16 protein-coding genes and 1 pseudogene are annotated in these 20868 nt (G+C 59.2%); 6 read left to right on the top strand and 11 right to left on the bottom strand.

Annotation, left to right across the window (positions count from 1 at the left end):
* The first annotated feature begins 411 nt into the window (after positions 1-411).
* Both L901_RS20050 and L901_RS20045 read left to right on the top strand, forming a co-directional pair.
* Positions 412-5171: pseudogene (locus tag L901_RS20050) on the top strand (NAD-glutamate dehydrogenase).
* Between the two features lie 105 nt (positions 5172-5276).
* Positions 5277-6653, top strand: coding sequence for an MFS transporter (locus L901_RS20045; protein ID WP_059759785.1), 1377 nt, complete (start codon positions 5277-5279; stop codon positions 6651-6653).
* A gap of 56 nt (positions 6654-6709) precedes the next feature.
* Here L901_RS20045 and phaR read toward each other — a convergent pair whose 3' ends face one another.
* Positions 6710-7285: a polyhydroxyalkanoate synthesis repressor PhaR gene (gene phaR / locus L901_RS20040; protein WP_003520279.1), complete on the bottom strand. Its 576-nt coding sequence runs from the start codon at positions 7283-7285 to the stop codon at positions 6710-6712.
* A 243-nt stretch (positions 7286-7528) separates the two neighbouring features.
* Here phaR and L901_RS20035 point away from each other — a divergent pair, with 243 nt between their 5' ends.
* From L901_RS20035 to bfr, 4 genes are all read left to right on the top strand, one after another.
* Positions 7529-8710, top strand: a complete 1182-nt coding sequence (locus tag L901_RS20035; RefSeq protein WP_059759783.1) for an acetyl-CoA C-acetyltransferase — start codon at positions 7529-7531, stop codon at positions 8708-8710.
* 171 nt (positions 8711-8881) lie between these two features.
* Positions 8882-9607 carry an acetoacetyl-CoA reductase gene (gene phbB, locus L901_RS20030; RefSeq protein ID WP_059760038.1) on the top strand — a complete coding sequence of 242 codons (726 nt, stop codon included), beginning with the start codon at positions 8882-8884 and terminating at the stop codon, positions 9605-9607.
* A 266-nt stretch (positions 9608-9873) separates the two neighbouring features.
* Entirely contained in the window at positions 9874-10185 is a 312-nt protein-coding gene (locus tag L901_RS26545; RefSeq protein WP_003505234.1) for a bacterioferritin-associated ferredoxin, read from the top strand.
* Entirely contained in the window at positions 10151-10636 is a 486-nt protein-coding gene (gene bfr, locus L901_RS20020; RefSeq protein ID WP_003520274.1) for a bacterioferritin, read from the top strand. The genes L901_RS26545 and bfr overlap by 35 nt, the downstream gene beginning before the upstream one ends.
* A 42-nt stretch (positions 10637-10678) precedes the next feature.
* Here the strand turns inward: bfr and L901_RS20015 are convergent, their stop codons facing one another.
* The 10 genes from L901_RS20015 to obgE all read right to left on the bottom strand — a co-directional run bounded on the left by L901_RS20015 (position 10679) and on the right by obgE (position 20714).
* Entirely contained in the window at positions 10679-11191 is a 513-nt protein-coding gene (locus L901_RS20015) for an RNA pyrophosphohydrolase (protein ID WP_020811992.1), read from the bottom strand.
* 46 nt (positions 11192-11237) lie between these two features.
* Entirely contained in the window at positions 11238-12437 is a 1200-nt protein-coding gene (locus L901_RS20010; RefSeq protein ID WP_059759780.1) for a divergent polysaccharide deacetylase family protein, read from the bottom strand.
* A gap of 62 nt (positions 12438-12499) precedes the next feature.
* Positions 12500-13828, bottom strand: coding sequence for a S41 family peptidase (locus L901_RS20005; protein ID WP_035265249.1), 1329 nt, complete (start codon positions 13826-13828; stop codon positions 12500-12502).
* Positions 13818-15215, bottom strand: a complete 1398-nt coding sequence (locus tag L901_RS20000; protein WP_059760035.1) for a murein hydrolase activator EnvC — start codon at positions 15213-15215, stop codon at positions 13818-13820. The genes L901_RS20005 and L901_RS20000 overlap by 11 nt, the downstream gene beginning before the upstream one ends.
* Positions 15216-15374: 159 nt before the next feature.
* Positions 15375-15857, bottom strand: coding sequence for a 23S rRNA (pseudouridine(1915)-N(3))-methyltransferase RlmH (gene rlmH, locus L901_RS19995; protein ID WP_059759778.1), 483 nt, complete (start codon positions 15855-15857; stop codon positions 15375-15377).
* Between the two features lie 159 nt (positions 15858-16016).
* Complete coding sequence (rsfS, locus tag L901_RS19990) at positions 16017-16505, bottom strand: ribosome silencing factor (protein ID WP_082710734.1); 489 nt, start codon at positions 16503-16505, stop codon at positions 16017-16019.
* A 69-nt stretch (positions 16506-16574) separates the two neighbouring features.
* Positions 16575-17159, bottom strand: a complete 585-nt coding sequence (locus tag L901_RS19985) for a nicotinate-nucleotide adenylyltransferase (protein ID WP_052025747.1) — start codon at positions 17157-17159, stop codon at positions 16575-16577.
* 42 nt (positions 17160-17201) lie between these two features.
* Positions 17202-18488 (bottom strand): glutamate-5-semialdehyde dehydrogenase, encoded by a 1287-nt coding sequence (locus L901_RS19980; protein ID WP_059759777.1) that lies wholly within the window; start codon positions 18486-18488, stop codon positions 17202-17204.
* Positions 18481-19650: a glutamate 5-kinase gene (proB, locus tag L901_RS19975; protein ID WP_059759775.1), complete on the bottom strand. Its 1170-nt coding sequence runs from the start codon at positions 19648-19650 to the stop codon at positions 18481-18483. Before proB ends, L901_RS19980 begins: the two co-directional genes overlap by 8 nt.
* Positions 19647-20714 (bottom strand): GTPase ObgE, encoded by a 1068-nt coding sequence (obgE, locus tag L901_RS19970; protein WP_059759774.1) that lies wholly within the window; start codon positions 20712-20714, stop codon positions 19647-19649. The genes proB and obgE overlap by 4 nt, the downstream gene beginning before the upstream one ends.
* Positions 20715-20868: the final 154 nt, after the last annotated feature.

The raw sequence follows: 20868 nt of genomic DNA, 5'->3' as shown, positions 1-20868 counted from the left end.
TTGCGGGGTTCGATAACGTAAACGCTCGATATGTCACGGAAACCGCGTGCAAAAGAGGTGTTGCTTTCGTGGTGTTTTTGGGCACACAAATGCCACGCTGTGGATCAGTGTCGTTGGTGTACCACAAAAATAGGCGCAAATCAATAATTTGCTTCGACCGTGGCCGCAACATCACATGGCAGCCAAAGAACCGCCTAAAAATTAGCCGCAGAAATACTGTCAAAATGCTTCGTGACAGGCCCTCATGGCAAAAGGAGCAAAAAAATTTCACTTACCGACCGAAGAAACACGAAAGCCTCTTAAACTCTTCGTAATTCCACGCCAATATCCGATTCGACTGAAAAGGCAAAATCCGCAAATTGGCGATGCTTTTTTATATTAAAGTGTGATTTTTGGAGGAATCCACGTCAAATGGGCTACAGAAATAATCCAAAACGCGAAAAACAGATCGAAAAAGCGCGCCAGCAGGCAATTGCCGAAAATGTCCAATTTCTTGATCCGGGTATTCTTTATGGAAGGGCAAGCGCCGACGATATAGAATATTATTCCGCGGAGATGCTGGCTGCGAGCGCCGCTCACAGTTTCGAGGCGCTTTCGCACTGGACCGGAGACGCGCCGTACATCGGCATCTCCCAGGTGGAGGGCGTTTCACCGCGGGATATTCCGGTAACGGTGCTGACCATTATCGGCCGCAATATGCCCTTCCTTACGATTCCGTCATGGGGGAGGTCACCAGCAGCTATCGCGGTCTTTACCTCGCGGTGCACCCGATCCTGGTGCGCGACGAAAGCGCGCAGGCGGGCTATCGTCTTGCGGAACCCGAGGATGATCCCGCTGAAAATATCAGCCTCATCCAGCTGCATATCGCGCCGCTCACGCCGCAAGCCGCCGCAGCGCTGGAAGAAAGACTGCGCTTCGTGCTGACACAAGTCCAGTTCGCCTATCGCGACTGGCGGCCCATGCTGGCGAAACTCGACGAGGCGCTGGATGAATTGTCCAAGCGCGGCTCGTCACGGCGCAAGACCGAGCGTGCGGAAGCCGTCGAATTCCTCAACTGGCTTCGCAACGACAATTTCACCTTCCTCGGCATGCGTGATTACACCTATTCCGGCAAGGGAAAGAACGCGAAGATCGAGCGCGGTGACGGCGTCGGTCTCGGTAGCCTCAGCGATCCGGATGTGCGCGTGCTGCGCCTCGGCAAGAATGCCGTGACGACGACGCCGGAAATTCTCGCCTTCCTCGACGGCCCGGATTTCCTCATCGTCACCAAGGCCAATGTGAAATCCATCGTGCACCGCCGCGCCTATATGGATTATATCGGCATCAAGCGCTTCGACGAGGACGGCAATGTCATCGGCGAACTGCGCATCGTCGGTCTCTTCACCGCCACCGCCTATACGCGCTCGGTCAAGCAGATACCGCTGCTGCGCGCCAAGGTGGCGGAAGTCGAGCGGCATTTCGGCTTCGATCCGAACAGCCACTCAGGGCGTATCCTGCAGAACACGCTGGAAGCCTATCCGCGCGACGATCTCTTCCAGATCGAAACCGATCTTCTGATCCGCTTCGTCGAGCAGATCATGGAACTGAGCGACCGGCCGCGCGTGCGCGTGCTTGCACGTATCGACCGTTTCGACCGTTTCGTTTCGGCCATCATCTTCGTTCCGCGCGAGGAGTATAATTCCTATGTGCGCGAGAAGATCGGCGACTATCTGAGCAGAGTCTATGACGGGCATATTTCCGCCTATTACCCCGCCTTCCCCGAAGGCGCCGTCGCCCGCGTCCACTTCATTGTCGGCCGAACGGAAGGCAAGACGCCGCGCATCGCCCAGGATAAGCTCGAAGACGCGGTCAGCGATATTGCGGCGCGCTGGATAGACCATTTCGTCGCCCTCTCCGAGCCGGGAGCGCCGGTGCTGGAAGTCGATCAGGCCTATCAGGAAGCCTTCACGCCGGAAGAAGCGATCGGCGACATGCCGGATATTCTCGGCGCCGCGAAGGGTGAGCCGGTCCGCATCGAATTTTACCAGCAGGAAGGTCAATCGGCGGAGACGCTGTCGCTGAAGATTTTCCATCGCGACGGCCATCTGCCGCTTTCACGCCGCGTGCCGCTGCTCGAAAATCTCGGTTTCAACGTCATCAGCGAACGCACCTTCGATATCGGCGTCGTTTCGGACGGCGAAAAGCGCGACATCGTGCTGCACGACATGGAACTGTCCGTCGCCAAGGGAACGACGCTCGATCTGCCGCACTATGGGCAGAAACTCGAAGAAGCTTTCCTCGCCGCCTTCTCCGGCAAGGTCGACAATGACAACTTCAACCGCCTGATCCTCGCCTGCGGCCTCACCGTGCGCGAAGTCTCCGTGCTGCGCGCCTATGCCCGTTATCTCCGCCAGACCGGCATCGTCTATTCGCAGGAGCATATTTCCGAAACGCTCTATAAGTATCCGGCGATTTCCCGCAATATTTTCGCGCTGTTCAAAGCCGGCTTCGATCCGTCCGTCGACGAAAAGAAGCGTCTGAAGAAACTCGCCGAAATACACAAGGCAATCGAAGCGGCATTGAGCGGCGTTCCCAATCTCGACGAGGACCGCACGCTCAGGCGTTACGTCAACGCCATCGACGCGACGCTGCGCACCAATTACTTCCAGAAAAATGCCGACGGCACGCCGCGTGACCTGTTGGCCTTCAAGTTCGATCCCAAGCATCTGGACGGCCTGCCCGACCCACGGCCTTTCCGCGAAATCTTCGTCTACGGAACAGAGGTCGAAGGCGTGCATCTGCGCTTCGGCAAGGTCGCGCGTGGCGGTCTGCGCTGGTCGGATCGCGGTCAGGATTACCGCACGGAAGTGCTCGGCCTCGTCAAGGCGCAACAGGTCAAGAATGCGGTGATCGTTCCGGTCGGCGCCAAGGGCGGCTTCTTCCCGAAGAACCTGCCGGCCGGCGGCTCCCGCGACGAGGTCTTCAATGCCGGCCGCGAGGCCTACAAAACCTATATCCGCACCCTGCTATCCATCACCGACAATATCGTCGACGATGCCATCGTGCCGCCAGCCGACACACTGCGGCTCGACGGTGACGACCCCTATTTCGTCGTCGCCGCCGACAAGGGAACGGCAACCTTCTCCGATACGGCGAACGGTCTTGCCCGTGAGGCCGGTTTCTGGCTGGACGACGCCTTCGCATCGGGCGGTTCGGCCGGTTACGACCACAAGAAGATGGGTATTACCGCCCGTGGCGCCTGGGAAACGGTGAAACGCCATTTCCGTGAAATGGACACCGACATCCAGACCACCCCCTTCACGGTGGCGGGTGTGGGCGACATGTCCGGTGACGTTTTCGGCAACGGCATGCTGCTGTCGGAAAAGATCAGGCTTATCGCCGCCTTCGATCACCGCGACATCTTCATCGATCCGGATCCCGACACCGACAAGTCCTTTGCCGAACGCAAGCGGCTTTTCGAACTGCCGCGTTCCAGCTGGCAGGACTACGATCGTTCGGCTCTCTCCGCCGGCGCCATGATCATTTCGCGCTCCGAAAAATCGGTGACGCTGACACCGGAAGCCGTGGCCGCCATCGGCATCGACAAATCCGTCGCCACGCCCTTCGAGATCATGACGGCCATCCTGAAGGCGCCAACCGATCTTCTGTGGTTCGGCGGCATCGGCACTTACATCAAGGCGGCGGTGGAAACCAATGCCGAGGTGGGTGACAGAGCGAACGACCCGATTCGCGTCAACGCAACCGAGCTGCGCGCCAAGGTCATCGGCGAAGGCGCCAATCTGGGCATCACCCAGAAGGGGCGCATCGCCTATGCGCTTTCGGGCGGGCGGTGCAATTCCGATGCCATCGACAACTCGGCCGGGGTGAACTCCTCCGACGTCGAGGTCAATATCAAGATCGCGCTTGCCTCCGCCGTTAACAGCGGTCGCCTGACGATGCCGAAACGCAACCAGCTTCTCGCCTCCATGACGCCGGAAGTGGCGCAGCTGGTATTGCGCAACAACTACCTGCAATCGCTGGCTATCTCGCTGACGGAGCGGCTGGGCCTTTCGAACCGCGAAGAACTCGGCCGCCTGATGAGCGCGCTGGAGGCGACCGGACAACTGAACCGCAAGGTCGAGACCCTGCCCAACAATGCCGAATTCAGCGAAAGATACGCCACCGGCAAACCGCTGACCCGGCCGGAGATCGGCGTGCTCCTCTCCTATGCCAAGCTCACCTTGTTCGATGCATTGGTGGCAAGCACGCTTCCCGACGAACCCTATCTCCAGCATCTTCTGGTCGATTATTTCCCGGCCAAGATGCAGAAGAACTATGCGGACGATATCAAGTCGCATCGTCTGCATCGCGAAATCGTCGCCACCGCGCTCGCCAATGCCGTCGTCAATCGCGGCGGCCCGGGCTTTGTGCAGAAACTTGCCGATGCGAGCGGCCTTCTGGCGGCCGACGTCGTCAAGGCGGCAGTGATCGTCGAGGATGGTTTCGGTCTCAAACGCCTGTGGAGCGAAGTCGACGCGCTTGACGGCAAGGTCGGCGGTGAAGTCCAGAACGGGCTTTATGCCATGATCACGCGTATCTTCTCGGATGCGAGCAGGCTTTACCTGCAAACCGGGAGCGCGGGTGCGGCCGCAGGTGACATGACGACCGAAATCGAGCGACTGAAAACCGCCATCAAGACGCTATCGCCGGCAGCGGCGAAGTATCGTCGCGAACTCGGCGTCACGGAAATCGACGGCGTTCCTTCCGGTCTTCTGGAGGAACTCGATACGCTTTCCCTGCTCGTCTATGTGCCGGAGATCATGCGCATCGCCGAAAGCGCCGGTACGACGCTTGCCCGCGCCGCCGAAAGCTATGCCACCGTCTCATCGACCTTCCGCGTCGCGCGTCTGCTGGATGCAAGCCAGCGCATCACACCGGCGGATCATTACGAGAGTCTGGCTCTCCTGCGCAGCCAGGACCAGATCTCCTCGTCGAGACGCCGGATCGTCATCTCCGCGCTGACCGAATATGCCAAAGAAAAGGATCCGGTTCAGGCCTGGTATGCGGCGGACCGCGTGCGGGTCAACCGCATCGTCTCCGAACTCGGCGCGCTCAGCGACAGCGGCGATACCAACCTTGCCCGTCTGACGGTCGCGGCCGGGCTGCTTGGCGATATCGTTCAGGCACGCTGATCGGTAGCCTCAAAAACGCCATCCGGGTCCCCCCGGATGGCGCCAGACAAGACGGATGCATCCGTATCGCGCATTTTATTTCCCGATTTTCCGATAGGACGATGAATGACTGTCCCTTCCCCAAATGCGGAAACAGTGGTTGCCAAACGCGGCATCTGGGGCTGGGTGATGTTCGACTGGGCGGCGCAGCCGTTTTTCACGGTCGTCACGACCTTCGTTTTCGGTCCTTATTTCGTCGCACGGCTCACCGACGATCCGATTTCGGCGCAGGCGACATGGAGCAATATGGCGACGGTGTCGTCGATCATCATCGCCCTCTTCTCCCCCATTCTCGGCTCCATCGCCGACCAGTCCGGCGCACGCAAACCGTGGATCGCCTTCTTTGCCGTCATCAAGATCGTCAGTCTCTTTTTCCTCTGGTTTGCCGCACCCGGTTCGCCGCTCATCCTTCCAATCGTCTGCATGATCCTCGCGTCCATCGCGGCGGAATTTTCGATCGTCTTCAACGATTCCATGATGCCGCGGCTGACCAACCCGCAAAATGTCGGGCGCATTTCCAATCTCGCCTGGGGGCTCGGTTATCTCGGCGGCATGGTGGTGCTGATTGCCGTGGTGACGCTTCTGGCCGCCAATCCACAGACCGGTGTGACCATCGCCGGTATCAAACCTCTTTTCGGCCTCGATCCTGCAACCGGCGAGGATGCCAGAATAACCGGCCCGCTCGCCGCGCTTTGGTATCTCATCTTCATTCTGCCGATGTTTCTTCTCACTCCCGATGCTGAAAAGGGCTTGCCCTTCGCAGCCGCGATCCGCTCGGGATTGGGGGAACTGAAGATCACGCTGCGCGAACTGCGATACCGCCCCATGCTGTTGCGGTTTCTGATTGCGCGCATGCTCTATCAGGATGGCGTCAATGGCGTTCTCATTCTCGGCGGGGCCTTCGCCGCTGGCATGTTCGGCTGGGCAACGATGGAAATCGGCCTCTTCGGAATTCTGCTCAATATCGTTGCCATTGCTGGCTGCTTTGCCGCCGGTCGCGTCGACCAGAAACTAGGTTCGCGCATCACCATCCTCATCAGTCTCGTGCTTCTGCTGCTGGCCACGCTCGGAATCGTTTCGACGGAAAAAGGCTCCACCCTGTTCGGCTGGATACAATTGTCAACCGCAGATAATGGCGGCATCTTCGCCACCGGCGCGGAAAAGGCCTATCTGCTTTACGGTGTGTTGATCGGCCTTGCCTTCGGCCCCGTTCAGGCCTCGTCACGATCTTATCTTGCCCGCAACATCACCGTGGCGGAGGCGGGCCGTTATTTCGGCATCTATGCGCTCTCCGGACGCGCCACCAGCTTCATGGCGACGCTGTCGTTTTCCATAGCAACCACGATAAGCGGCTCCGCCCATATCGGCATGGCGACGCTCATCGTATTTCTGGGATTCGGGTTCCTGCTGTTGCTACGCGTGCCGGAAAGAACGACAGGCTGAAAGTCTGAAGCAAAAGCCGATGCGGTTTGCTGAAACCGGGCATCGGCCCGACAGGATCAGAGCTGATCGAGCTTTTGCTGCAATGCGCGCAACTGCGCCTTCAGCTCATCGATTTCGGATGCATTCGGCTTGCGGGTTTCCTTGGGCGCCTGCGGCATTGCGAAAGGTGTGAAACCCTGCATCGCCTGCCGGAACAGTTCCGTGTTACGGCGGATCTGCTCTTCCATCATTTGCAGCGGCGCCTGAAAATTGCGGGCAAGCGAACCGTCGCCGAAGGCCTTGGCCATATGCTCCTGCATCTGGCTCTGCTGATCGGAGAAGGTCTTCATCGAATGTTCGAGAAAGGTCGGCACGACCATCTGCATCTGGTCGCCGTAATAGGAGATCAATTGCCGCAGAAACGCCGTCGGCAGCAACGTATTGCCGGTTTTGGCCTCCTGTTCGACGATGATCTGCGTCAGCACCGCGTGCGTGATGTCTTCGGAGGACTTGGCATCCTGAACCTTGAAATCCTCGCCGCGCTTGACCATCTGCGCCAGATCATCGAGCGTCACATAGGTGCTGGTGCCGGTATTGTAGAGCCGCCGGTTGGCGTATTTTTTAATGATTGTTTCGCCGTCGTGTTTCGCCATGCCCGCCTCCTCGCGATGATGGTATTTTCTTGTTTTTTGGTGTTATTGCTCTTCCCGGCGCAAAGTGTATGCGCAAAACGAGCCCTCTGACAAATGTTTTGTGCATCGCAACAGTTTGTTTTTTGCGCAGCAATTTTCCGCAAGATTTCAGCGTGATTTAGCAACATCTTTTAAAGCAACTTTCGCCATTTGACTTGTATTGAAAGCTTTGCCAGTCTCCGCCCGCAAGTGAGGAGAAAACTGATGACCCTGCCTTCAATCGTGATTGCCAGCGCCGCGCGCACAGCCGTCGGCTCTTTCAATGGCCACTTCGCCAATACGCCAGCCCATGAACTCGGGGCGACCGTCATCAGTGCCGTGCTGGAGCGCGCCGGTGTCGCAGCGAAGGAAATCGATGAAGTCATTCTCGGTCAGGTCCTGACGGCGGGCGAGGGGCAGAACCCGGCGCGGCAGGCTGCCATGAAGGCGGGCATTCCACAGGAAGCGACCGCCTTCGGCCTCAATCAGCTTTGCGGCTCCGGCCTGCGCGCCGTGGCCCTCGGCATGCAGCAGATCGCGACCGGCGACGCAAACATCGTCATTGCCGGCGGCCAGGAATCCATGTCCATGGCACCCCACTGCGCCCATTTGCGCGGCGGCGTGAAGATGGGCGATTTCAAGATGATCGACACCATGCTGAAAGATGGCCTTACCGACGCCTTCTATGGCTATCACATGGGCATCACCGCTGAAAACATCGCCCGCCAATGGCAGCTTTCCCGCGACGAGCAGGACCAATTCGCCGTCGCATCGCAAAACAAGGCCGAAGCCGCGCAAAGTGCCGGCCGTTTTGCAGATGAGATCGTGGCTTTCACGGTGAAGGGCCGTAAAGCCGATATCGTCATTGATACAGATGAGCATATCCGCGCCGGGGCTTCGCTGGAAACCATGGCCAAGCTGCGCCCCGCCTTCGACAAGGAAGGGACGGTCACGGCTGGCAACGCCTCCGGTCTGAACGATGGCGCCGCCGCCACGCTTTTGATGTCGGAAGAGGAAGCAGGAAAGCGCGGTATCAGACCGCTCGCCCGTATCGCTTCCTGGGCGACGGCAGGCGTCGATCCGCAAATCATGGGCACCGGCCCCATCCCCGCCTCCCGCAAGGCGCTGGCCAAGGCCGGCTGGTCGATCAGCGATATTGGCCTTGTGGAAGCCAACGAAGCCTTTGCGGCCCAGTCCTGCGCCGTGGTGCGCGAACTTGGCCTTGATCCTGCTATCGTCAACGTCAATGGCGGGGCGATTGCCATCGGCCATCCGATCGGCGCCTCCGGCGCGCGCGTCCTCAACACCCTGATTTTCGAAATGCGCCGCCGTAACGTGTCCAAGGGTCTTGCAACGCTCTGCATCGGCGGCGGCATGGGCGTCGCCATGTGCATCGAAGCACTCTGAAACCGCCACACGACTTGCCAAAAAGCAATTCCGGTTCAGCGCGCAATAGGGTAGAAGCGGCCTCCCATTGGCCGCATTTCTGTGGCCGGTGAGCACGACGAACAAGTTCTGCAAGATATGGAAGCATCCTCGCATATGCAGGCGCTTCAATGACAGGTCATGGAGGCCGATATGAGCCGGGTTGCTTTGATTTCCGGCGGGACGAGCGGCATAGGCGCCGCAATCGCCCGCGCCCTGCAGGCGGCCGGCTACCGGGTGGCCGTCAATTACGCTTTCACGACGGACAGGGCGGAAGCATTCCAGAAAGAAACCGGCATCCCCGCTTTTCAGTGGGACGTGCGCGACTATGACGCCTGCGTCAATGGCATAGCCAGGGTAGAAGAGACCTTCGGTCCCGTCGAGGTGCTCGTCAACAATGCCGGCATCACCCGCGATGCGATGTTCCATAAAATGTCGCCGCAACAATGGCGCGAGGTGATCGACACCAACCTCACCGGCGTGTTCAACATGACCCACCCCGTATGGCCGGGCATGCGCGACCGCGGCTTCGGCCGCATCGTCAACATCTCCTCCATCAATGGCCAGAAAGGTCAGGCGGGACAAGCCAATTATTCCGCCTCCAAAGCGGGCGACATCGGCTTCACCAAGGCGCTCGCCCAGGAAGGCGCCAGCCGCAATATCACCGTCAACGCCATCTGCCCCGGCTATATCGGCACGGAGATGGTAAAAGCGATACCGGAGAAGGTTCTGGCTGAGCGGATCGTTCCGCAAATTCCCGTTGGGCGGCTGGGTGAGCCGGAAGAAATCGCACGCTGCGTTCTGTTTCTGGTTTCCGACGAGGCGGGTTTCATCACCGGTTCGACCATGACGGCCAATGGCGGACAATATTTCGCCTGAGGCCGTCGATCCTGCCTTCCCGGCCGCCTGAATCCAGTAAACTTTCCGTGATCTCAGCTTCGATAATTTTGCCGCGCACAAAAACTTGAAGATGAAACACTGGAATGACACGCAGTCTAAACTAATGAAAATACGATAGTTTTTGTATAGTTTAGAATGAATCTAGAAAATCCTTGGCGACTCACTAAGAGGTTTTTCTTGACATTTGCTGTCCTGTTTTGGTTTAAGAACGAAAACAACGTGTTGCGTCATACAGGCAGTCCATCATGCTGGTTTGCAGCTGCAATTACATCACCGATCACGATATCCGGGACGTCATCAACGAGCTCCTCGACGAGGACTGTTGGCAGCTCATCGTTCCTGCAAAAGTGTATCACGCCATGGAAAAACGCGGCCGCTGCTGCGGCTGTTTCCCCACCGTTGTCGACCTGATCATCAAAACCACTGAAGAATATCATGCCCGTCGCCACTCGACTGAGGCCGATGTTTTTGATTTTATGTCCCGCCTGAAGCAATTCCATGAAGAGAACAGGAGAGCGGACATTGAAAGGCGACAAAAAAGTCATCGAGCGGCTTAACGAGGCCCTTTTTCTCGAACTCGGTGCGGTAAACCAGTACTGGCTTCACTATCGTTTGCTGGAAGACTGGGGCTACACGAAGCTCGCCAAAAAGGAACGTGCTGAATCCATCGAGGAAATGCAGCACGCCGACAAGCTGGTCGCACGCATCATCTTCCTTGAAGGCCATCCCAACCTTCAGACCGTCGCGCCCCTGCGCATCGGCCAGAACGTCAAGGAAGTTCTGGAATCCGACCTTGCCGGCGAATATGACGCCCGCACCTCCTACAAGAAATCGCGTGATATCTGTTATGAGGCCGGAGACTACGTCTCCATGAAGCTTTTCGAAGAACTGCTGATCGACGAGGAAGGCCATATCGACTTTCTCGAAACCCAGCTCGAATTGCTCGGCAAGATCGGTGAGGAAAAATACGGCCAGCTCAACGCCGATTCCGCCAACGAAGCGGAATAAGCACTGGCGACAGGACAGAAAAGGCGGCCTTGGCCGCCTTTTTTATTTGCCGGATAGGTGCTGGAACTCCGCCACGACCTGTTCGTATACCGCGCGCTTGAACGGCACGATGAGCTCCGGCAGGCTTTCCATCGGCTTCCAGTCCCACGCGTCGAATTCGGCCGTGTGCCCGGTCGGCGGCGGATCGATCTGGATCTCGCTTTCGTCGCCTTCGAAACGAAAAGCAAACCAGCGCTGCGCCTGCCCGCGATATTTGCCCCTGAGGCCGATACCGATCAGTTCGGGTGGCAGGTCATAGTGAATCCAGTCGCTCGCCTCCGCAAGCAGGCTCACCGTTTTCATGCCTGTTTCTTCGTAGAGTTCGCGAATGGCGGCCGTCAGAGGCCGTTCGCCGTCATCGATGCCGCCCTGCGGCATCTGCCACAGATGCGGTGAGCCATCATATTCGGAATTGCCTTCCTTGATGCGCCTGCCGGCCCAGACAAGGCCCTCGGCGTTCAGCACCATAATTCCCGCACAGGGACGGTAAGGCAAATCTTCTGCTTTGATTGTCATGGGAAACCCGCACTGTCTGAGCGCCAGAAATGGCCGCATGCAAGGTTTACTGCCCTGCCTGCCCGGAAACAAGCGCAGAAACACCGACAATCTCAATGCCGCGCCCGCCAGCCTCGCGCGACCATTTGGAGATCGCGGCAACGCTTTCATCGAAAGCCGAAGCAACGCCGATCGCCTGGCCGTTACGCCGTGCAATTCGTTCCAGTTCGTCCAGCTTGCGCAGAATGGCAGCTTCGGTGACTTCGCCGTCGAGCAGAATATCGGCAAAACCCTGTGGCGCGGAAATCGCCTTGGCAATGCCGCCGCTCAGCGACTGCGCCGAAGAGCCGTCATCCAGAAACAGCAGGCCACGCTTGCCGATGTCGCGCATTACCGGCTCCAGCGCCGCCTGCTCGGCAAGGAAACGCCCGCCGAGATAATTCATGATGCCGGTGTAATTGGTGATCTTCGCCATGGAGCGATGCAGCCGGTCGATGTTGACCTTGGCGGGATCACCCGCCAGCAGGGTGTCCGGGCCGGGATTGGTGCCGGGGTAACCGAAAGGCTCAAGCGGTATCTGCAGAAGGATTTCATGTCCCTGTCGGCGCGCTTCCTGCATCCAGCGCTGCAGGCTGTTGCCGCTGGCGGCAAAACCGAGCGTCACCTCCGGCGGCAGCTCCCGGATCGCTTTTTGCGACCCCGTCTGGCTGAGACCCAGCCCGCCGACCACGATCGCCACCCGGGTGCCGCGTGCACCAGACCAGGGCCGCGCATATTGCTCCATCGGCCGCAAACCATCCGCACCGACAACCGGCAATCTGCCGAATGCGGTTTCTTCCAGCAGTTCCTCATTGGGTCGCGTCGCCATGCGCGGATCCTGACCATAGGTCTGGCCGCTCATCAGCACCGGCCCATCACCCTCGCGCGGGCGGGGAGAGTATACCGATACGACATTGCCATCCGGCATCGTCTCGCGATTGATATTGGCGCCCGAGCGACCGCTTTGCGGCTGTAGACCGGCGGCATCGCCGGGAGCCGTTACATCGGCCGGTGCGATTCCAGGTGTCTTTTCGGCAAGCTGAGGCTGTGCATCCGGCCCGCTCGCCGTCTTCTGCAAATTGCCGGGCGAAAGCGCCGTATAGACGGATAGGCCGCCGATTGAGAAAACCGCAAGCACCGACAGAGCCATAATGACGGAAAAGCGCCGGTTGATACCGGCGCTTTTTTTCTGACGACCCAGAAGCGGTTTTCGCAGGTCCGAAGGCAATGAACGATCCGTCCAAACGGTTGGGCAATAGATGGAATGCGCCGGCTGACCGGCGCACTATCTTACTGCTTGTTGACCACAGCCTTTTCCGGGTTCGGCGGGAAAGACGGATCCGTCTTGGTACCGCGCAACAGGTCCAGAGCATAGTTGAGCTGGATGTCGTCCTTGGCTTCCGGCGGAACATAAGCGGAGGAACCCGAACCTTCGTCGGTTTCGCTCTGGCCCTTGATGTGGCCGGAAAGACCGGATTCACCTTCGGTGGTCACCTTGCCCTGCAGCTCGGGCGGCAATGGCTGTTCGACCTTGATGTCAGGCTCAATGCCCGTACCCTGGATCGATTTACCCGACGGCGTGTAATAGAGCGCCGTGGTCAGGCGCAGCGCGCCCGCCTCGCCGAGCGGAATGATCGTCTGGACCGAACCCTTGCCGAAGGAACGCGTGCCGACCACGGTGGCACGGCGCAGATCCTGCAGGGCGCCGGCAACGATTTCCGAAGCCGAAGCCGAACCGCCATTGACGAGCACGATTACCGGCTTGCCATCGGTCAGATCGCCTGCCGTCGCGTTGAAGCGGCGGGTCTCGTCGGGGTTACGGCCACGGGTCGAAACGACCTCGCCACGCTCGAGGAAGGCGTCGGAAACATTGATCGCCTGATCGAGCAGACCGCCCGGATTGAGGCGAAGGTCGAGCACATAACCCTTCAGCTTGTCGGCCGGCACATCCGCCTTGATCTTCTTGATCGCCTTTTCGAGATCGTCATAGGTCTTCTCGGTAAAGGAGATGACGCGCAGATAACCGACATTGTCACCTTCGACACGGGACTTGACGGCCCGCACGGCAATGACATCGCGCATGACGGTGAATTCGAGCGGCTTGTCAGCGCCCTGGCGGATGATCGTCAGCTTGATCGGCGTCTTGACCGCGCCGCGCATCTTTTCAACCGCCTGTTCCAGCTTCAGGCCACGAACCGGCGTACCGTCGATTTCCGAAATGAAGTCGCCGGCGAGAATGCCTGCGCGGGAAGCCGGTGTATCGTCGATCGGCGTAATGACCTTGACGAGCTCGTTCTCCATGGTCACTTCGATGCCGAGACCGCCGAATTCACCCTTGGTCTGGGTGCGCATGTCGTTGGCATCCTTGGCATTCATAAAGCTCGAATGCGGATCGAGCGAGCTCAGCATGCCGTTGATGGCGTTTTCCACCAGCTTCTCGTCATCCGGCGGCGTCACATATTGTGCGCGCACGCGCTCGAACACGTCGCCAAAGATCGACAGTTCCTTATAGGTCGAAGGCCCGGCCGCCTGTGCCGGCATGCTCGCCGAATAAATCACGCTCATCGCCGTGGCGCCCATAAGCCCACCGATAAGGAGAAGCGAAACCTTACGAATCATTGTGCGCCCTTCCGGTATTTTTTGCGGTCCACCACGGTTGAGAATCAACCGGTACACCATCTTTCCTGAACTCAATGTAGAGCGTTGGCCTGTCGGTTTCCAGCGCCAATGCTGCTGCACTCGCTACTCTTTTTGCACCCATGGAGGCGATGGGCTCTCCGGAGAACACGAACATTCCCTGCCGCGTCCTCACATTGTCCATGCCCGTCATCACCACATGATATCCATCGCCCGTATTGAGAATGATCATCCGGCCATAACTGCGAAAATCTCCAGCAAACACCACGAAGCCGTCTGCAGGCGCCGTCACGATGGCTTCCGGTCCGCTCGCGACAACAATTCCCTTGGAAAAGTGGCCCGTTCCGTCCGCATCGCCGAAGCGCCGCAGCACCTCGCCGGTAACCGGAACCTCCAGCTTTCCCTTCAAACTTGCGAAGGGATATGCGGGCGCAATACGGTTTTTATCGGGCATTCCAGCCTCGGCCGCGGCCCGCTCCTTTTCGCGTTCCGCCTCCGAAAGACGGGCCAGGCGCTGCTCTTCCGCCCGCGCCTTTTCCATCGCCTCCCGCACCGAGGTAATCTCACCTTCAAGCGAACTGACCAGCCCCTCGAGGCTCGTCGCCTTGCTCGCAAGCTCTTCAGATCGCTTGCGTTCCGCCTCCAGCTCCGCCGCCGTCTGGGTATTCTTGCGATCGTTTTCGGCAATCAGCAGGTCGAGACGTTTTTCCTCTTCCAGACTTGCCGTCATCATACCCGTAAGATCGTCCTTTTCGCGAGCGATTGCCTGCCTCAGATCGGTCAATTCTTTGAGAGCAGCGACCAGCTTGTCGGTTTCACCGCGAATGCCAGGCACGACGGCGCCGAGAAGAATGGCGCTTCGCACGGACGCAAGCGCATCCTCGGGCGAAACGAGAAGGGCGGGGGGCGGGTTTCGGCCCATGCGCTGCAACGCCGCCAGAACCTCCGCGAGCACGCCGCGCCTCTCACGCAGCGACGCCTTGACGCCATCCTCGCGCACCGAAAGCTTGGCCAGGCGATCCTCACCGCTGCTGATCTTGGTTTCCAGCGCCTTGCGCCGGGCAGCCGATGCGATCAGCTCTTCCCGGATGCGGGCACTGTCCTGATTGAGGGAGGCGATGCTTTCCTCAAGCTTCCTTGTCTTGTCTTCCGAAAGACCGATGCTGTCGACCAGCTCCTCCAGATCCTGCCGGTTCTGGTCGCGGCGCTTCTCCAGCGTCTGCAGCGCATCCGGCGACGAATCATCGCCAGCGGCCGGAACGGCGCCCGCATCGTCCCGCGAATAGGTCGGACCGATGCCCATGACGAAAGCAGCAATAACCGCGCCCGCAAGGGCAGCGTGCCGTTTTCGTTGAGGCCTGTTGTCCATGTGAACTTTCTTTGATGCCGAAGCAGAAGCGCCGATATTAGGGATTTTGCCGCGATCTTCCAAGAGGCCCTGGAAAGGCCGCCGCCAAAGCCGTGTGCTGTCAGCGGTGTCGCGGAGCTTCATGTTGAAATTGAGACAATTATCCGAATCGAAACCCGATCAAACGCGATGATAGGGATGACCGGAGAGGATCGTGACAGCGCGGTAAAGCTGCTCGGCGATCAGGATACGAACGACCTGATGCGGCCATGTCAGCTTGCCGAGATTGAGAACGGCCGTCGCCTTGTCGTAAAGCGCGGGATCGAGCCCATCGGCTCCGCCTATGGCGATCACGAGGTCTCGCTTGCCGCTATCGCGCAAATCGCCAAAAAATGAAGCAAAGGCAGGACTGTCCAGCGCCTTTCCGCGCTCGTCCAGCAGGACGAGGGCAGCACCATCGGCCAGATGTTTCTCCAGCATCGTGGCCTCTTCGCGCTTGCGGGTTTCCGCATTGGAAGCGCGGCTTTCGGCAACCTCGATCACCCGCGAAAACTCCAGCCCGATCGCCGGGCCGGTCTTTGCCAGGCGCTCGATATAACGGGCCGCAAGATCCTTTTCGGGGCCGGATTTCAGCCGTCCCACCGCAAAAATTGAAATCCGCATCGCAAACCTGCATTCGTCGTGACCCAACAGGGTCACGCTCTTAACAGCATAGCCTGCGGATTCCTATGCGGCCGGTCTGATTTCCGGCCAGAGGCACCGTTTCCGAAGTCAGATATGATCTTCGGCAAAAGCGATGCACTCGCTCAAAGGCTCACCGCATCAATGCAGCGTCTCTTCCGGCATGTCCGGCGTCGCCCACATTTTTTCAATGTTGTAGAAGGCGCGGATTTCCGGTCGGAACACGTGAACGATGATGTCGCCGGTATCGATCAGCACCCAGTCTCCGGTCTCGAGACCTTCGACGCGGGCGTTTCCGAACCCTTCATCCTTCATGTCCTTGAGAAGATGCTCGCAAATCGCCGAAACATGCCTGTTCGACCGCCCGGAGACCACGACCATGTAGTCCGCAAGCGCCGATTTTCCGGCAATGTTGAGAGATACGATATCTTCGGCCTTGGAGTCCTCAAGGCTCGCGAGGACGGTTTCAAGGGCGTGGTCGGCGGCATCGGCGCCACTGTCCTGGCCCTTCGGGATAGCAACAAATGCTCTTCCCTTGGCGTGTACTGTTGTCAGAGGTTTTCCCTTTCCAAGAATGACAAAACAGGTACTGGCGACGCGATTCTCTGCGTCACATAATGAAGGTGGCATCAAAGCATTAACTTTTCAAGATATGGACCCTTCGACACCCAGCACATACATCATTTGTGATCGAAGGCGTCATTTACGACCGTTGCGCAGCGCCGTGGAGCTGAGCGTCGAGCGTGGACCGTGAATGAAAACCCAGGCAGGGGCCGCTTTTTTCCACAAAACGCCGGCATCGTCCTCATCCACCCGTGCATGGCTGAAGGCCTGCGCCATGGTGGAGGAGAGATAAGAGAGCGTGGAGCCTGGCCGATCGATCACGGCAATCGGGAATGTCTCGGCGATCCGCCGCCATTTCTGCCAGCGATGGAAGCTTTTCAGATTGTCCGCTCCCATGATCCAGATGAAGCGCACATGCGGGTTTTTCGCCTTCACCTTGGCGAGCGTATTGGCCGTATAGCTCATCCCGAGTGATTTTTCGAAGGCCGTCACCTTGATGCGCGGATCGTGAACCAGCTTTTCGCAGGCGGCGATACGATCTTCCAGAGACGCCAGCTCCGAACGGCTTTTCAGCGGGTTGCCCGGTGTGACGATCCACCAGAGCTGGTCTAGACCGAGCCTGCGCAGCGCAATCTCGGCCACAAGCGCGTGACCCGCATGCGGCGGATTGAAAGAACCACCGAACAGGCCAACGACCATGCCGCGCTCCACATGCGGCATGGTGAGATAACGTCTGTCGAGGCGCTTGTCAGCCGGCAAATATCAGGTCCGTGTCTGGCCGGTGCCGTGCACACGGTATTTGAACGAGGTAAGCTGCTCGACGCCGACCGGGCCCCGCGCATGCATCTTGCCCGTGGCAATGCCGATTTCAGCACCCATGCCGAATTCGCCGCCGTCCGCGAACTGCGTCGAGGCATTGTGCAGCAGAATGGCCGAATCGAGTTCGTTGAAGAAACGCGCGACCACATCGGGATCTTCGGCAATCACCGCCTCAGTGTGGTTGGACGAATAGGTGCCGATATGCTCGATCGCGCCCGAAATACCCTCCACCACGGCGACGGAAATGATCGCATCGAGATATTCGGTGCGCCAGTCCTCTTCCGTCGCCGGCGTGAGACCCGCCACCACATCGCGAACGGCCTGCGAACCGCGCACTTCGCAGCCGGCTTCGATCAAGGCTTTGACGAGCGGCGTAAGATGCGTGGAAACGGCAGCGGTATCCACCAGCAGCGTTTCGGCCGCCCCACAAATACCCGTGCGGCGCATCTTGGCATTGACGACAATACGTTTCGCCATGTCGAGATCGGCGGATTTGTCGATGTAGACATGACAAATGCCTTCCAGATGCGCGAAGACCGGCACACGGGCTTCCGACTGCACGCGCGCCACGAGGCTTTTACCACCGCGCGGCACGATGACGTCAACCGTACCGTTCAGGCCACTGAGAAGCGCGCCGACAGCGGCGCGGTCGGTCACCGGCACCAGCTGAATGGCATGCTCGGGAAGGCCGGCGATCTTCAGGCCTTCCACGAGGCAGGCATGGATAGCACGCGATGAATGTTGCGAATCCGAGCCGCCGCGCAGGATGACGGCATTGCCCGCCTTGAGGCACAAAGCGCCGGCATCCGCCGTCACATTCGGTCGGCTTTCGTAAATCACGCCGATGACGCCGAGCGGTGTGCGCACGCGCTCGATCTTCAGCCCATTCGGACGATCCCAGGCGGCGATGACTTCACCGACCGGATCGGGCAGCGCCGCAACCGAACGGATGCCTTCGGCAATACCGGCGATCCTTGCATCGTTGAGGGTCAACCTGTCCACGAAGGAAGCGGCAAGGCCTGCGCTTTCCGCCGCAGCCAGATCTTTCCTGTTGGCGGCAAGGATCGCATCCCTGGATGCCTCGATGGCGGAGGCCATGGCAAGCAGCGCGCGGTTCTTCTGGTCTGTGCCGGCGATGGACAACGGTCGCGAAGCAGCTTTCGCCTGAGCGCCGATGGTGATCATCAGCGCGTCAATATCATGGCTCTGCTTCACGGCCTGTTCAGGCATGGACCTCATCCTTCTTTGCATTTTTAACTTTGACGGCAGCGCCCGTCATCACCAGATCGTCACGATGAATCATGGCCGCCCGCCCGACATAACCGAGGATCGCCTCGATCTCGTTGGACTTGTGACCGATGATAAGACGCGCCTCTTCAGCATCGTAACCCGCAAGACCACGAGCGACTTCACGGCCTTCCGCACCGATAATGGCGATTGCGTCACCACGGCCGAAATTGCCCTTCACCAGTCGCACACCCGCCGGAAGCAGGCTTTTTCCGGCATAGAGAGCTTTTTCCGCGCCGGCATCCACATGGATTTCGCCGGCCGGCTGCAATTGCCCGGCAATCCAGGTCTTGCGCGCCGTCACCGGCGTGCCCGAAGGCGCAAACCAAGAGGAGCGCGCGCCGTTTTCAATAGCCTTCAAAGGATTAAGCGTCTTGCCGGAAGCGATGATCATGCCGCAGCCGGCAGCGGTCGCGATCTTGCCCGCATCGATCTTGGTGCGCATGCCGCCGCGTGAAAGCTCGGATGCCGCACCGCCTGCCATGGCCTCGATTTCGGGCGTAATATCGGCGATCGTCTCAAGGAATTTCGCGTCGGGATCCAGATGCGGCGGAGCCGTGTAAAGCCCGTCAATATCCGAAAGCAGCACCAGAAGATCGGCGCCCGTCATGGTCGCTACACGCGCCGCCAGACGGTCATTGTCGCCATAACGAATCTCGGTGGTCGCCACGGTATCGTTTTCATTGATGATCGGGATAGCGCCGATCTTCAGCAACTGGTTGATGGTGGCGCGCGCATTGAGATAACGGCGACGCTCTTCGGTATCGGAGAGCGTCAGAAGAATCTGGCCGGCGACGATCTCGTGCCGCGACAGGCTTTCTGACCATGCCCGCGCCAGCGCGATCTGGCCGACAGCCGCCGCCGCCTGGCTTTCTTCCAGCTTCAATGCACCGGAAGGCAGGCCAAGCACGGTGCGGCCAAGCGCGATGGCGCCCGAAGACACAACCTGCACATCCGCGCCATTTTTCTTCAGCGCGGCGATATCCTCGCAGATGGCGTCGAGCCAGTCTTTCTTGAGACCGGTCTTCCGGTCCACCAGAAGCGCCGATCCGATCTTGATGACGATCCGGTGATGGCTCGCCAGCGGCTTGCGCGTCAGGCTCATAGACGGTCGTCCTCTTCCTCGGCCTCGCTCTCGGAAGGCATCGAACGATCAGGAAGGGCGGTTTCGCCGCCATTGCTCGCCGAGACAATGATATCGCGAAGGGCGCGCAACGCTTCCGTCATGCCGATATGGGCGGCAGCGGAGAGAAGTAGCGGGGGACGGCCGCAGGCCTTCTCCAGTTCCTTGGCCTTCTTTTTCAGCTCTTTTTCATCCAGCACATCGATCTGCGACAGCGCCACGATTTCCGGCTTGTCGGTCAGCCCGCCGCCATAGGCGTCCAGCTCGGCCTTGACAGTCTTATAGGCCTTGCCGACCTTCTCCTCCTGCGCGGAAACGAGATGCAGAAGCACGCGGGTACGCTCCACATGGCCGAGGAAACGGTCACCGATGCCCACACCCTCATGTGCGCCTTCGATCAGGCCCGGAATATCGGCCAGCACGAATTCACGGCCATCGATGGTCGCGACGCCCAGGTTCGGATGAAGGGTGGTGAAGGGATAGTTGGCGATCTTCGGCCGCGCACGGGTGACCGTCGCAAGGAACGTGGATTTGCCCGCATTGGGCAGACCGACGAGACCGGCATCGGCGATCAGTTTCAGGCGAAGCCAGACTGTCTTTTCCTCGCCCGCGAGGCCCGGATTGGCATGGGTGGGCGCCTGATTGGTCGACGACTTGAAATAGGCATTGCCGAAACCGCCATTGCCGCCGGCGGCAAGACGAAAGCGCTGGCCTTCCTTCGTCAGATCGACGATCAGCGTCTCATTGTCTTCCTCGAAGATCTGCGTACCGACGGGTACCTTCAGCACCACATCCGAACCCTTGGCGCCGGTGCGGGTCTTGCCCATGCCGTGCTGTCCGATGGAGGCCTTGAAATGCTGCTGGAAGCGGAAATCGATCAGCGTGTTGAGGCCGTTGACCACCTCAACCCAGACATCGCCGCCGCGTCCGCCATCGCCACCGTCAGGACCGCCGAATTCGATGAATTTTTCGCGCCGGAAGGAAACGGCGCCCGCGCCGCCGTCGCCGGACTTGATATAGACTTTTGCTTCATCGAGAAATTTCATCGGACTGCCGTTCTGTCGGTTTGCGGACGCAACAATCTTGCCGTTGCGTCGAACAAAAATATCGTCGTTTCGAATACAAGCGCTTCTTCACGAGGTCAAAGACTATCGTGCGGGAAGCCCATGCGCGAGACAAGGCCGGTTTGGATCAAACCGG

It is taken from the genome of Agrobacterium sp. D14 (assembly GCF_001526505.1).
Lineage (GTDB): Bacteria > Pseudomonadota > Alphaproteobacteria > Rhizobiales > Rhizobiaceae > Agrobacterium > Agrobacterium leguminum.
The sequence above is the reverse complement of the archived record's forward strand: the minus strand, read 5'-3'. Positions and strand labels throughout refer to the sequence as shown.

Coding starts and splice junctions, on each gene's coding strand:
- L901_RS19985 (WP_052025747.1), bottom strand. CDS start 17,159: ATGCCGCATGTGGAGCGCGGCATGGTCGTTGGCCTGTTCGGTGGTTCT.
- rlmH (WP_059759778.1), bottom strand. CDS start 15,857: ATGCGGATTTCAATTTTTGCGGTGGGACGGCTGAAATCCGGCCCCGAA.
- obgE (WP_059759774.1), bottom strand. CDS start 20,714: ATGAAATTTCTCGATGAAGCAAAAGTCTATATCAAGTCCGGCGACGGC.
- rsfS (WP_082710734.1), bottom strand. CDS start 16,505: ATGCCACCTTCATTATGTGACGCAGAGAATCGCGTCGCCAGTACCTGT.
- L901_RS20015 (WP_020811992.1), bottom strand. CDS start 11,191: ATGACAATCAAAGCAGAAGATTTGCCTTACCGTCCCTGTGCGGGAATT.
- phaR (WP_003520279.1), bottom strand. CDS start 7,285: ATGGCGAAACACGACGGCGAAACAATCATTAAAAAATACGCCAACCGG.
- proB (WP_059759775.1), bottom strand. CDS start 19,650: ATGAGCCTGACGCGCAAGCCGCTGGCGAGCCATCACCGGATCGTCATC.
- L901_RS26545 (WP_003505234.1), top strand. CDS start 9,874: ATGCTGGTTTGCAGCTGCAATTACATCACCGATCACGATATCCGGGAC.
- phbB (WP_059760038.1), top strand. CDS start 8,882: ATGAGCCGGGTTGCTTTGATTTCCGGCGGGACGAGCGGCATAGGCGCC.
- L901_RS19980 (WP_059759777.1), bottom strand. CDS start 18,488: ATGCCTGAACAGGCCGTGAAGCAGAGCCATGATATTGACGCGCTGATG.
- L901_RS20000 (WP_059760035.1), bottom strand. CDS start 15,215: ATGGACAACAGGCCTCAACGAAAACGGCACGCTGCCCTTGCGGGCGCG.
- L901_RS20045 (WP_059759785.1), top strand. CDS start 5,277: ATGACTGTCCCTTCCCCAAATGCGGAAACAGTGGTTGCCAAACGCGGC.
- L901_RS20035 (WP_059759783.1), top strand. CDS start 7,529: ATGACCCTGCCTTCAATCGTGATTGCCAGCGCCGCGCGCACAGCCGTC.
- L901_RS20005 (WP_035265249.1), bottom strand. CDS start 13,828: ATGATTCGTAAGGTTTCGCTTCTCCTTATCGGTGGGCTTATGGGCGCC.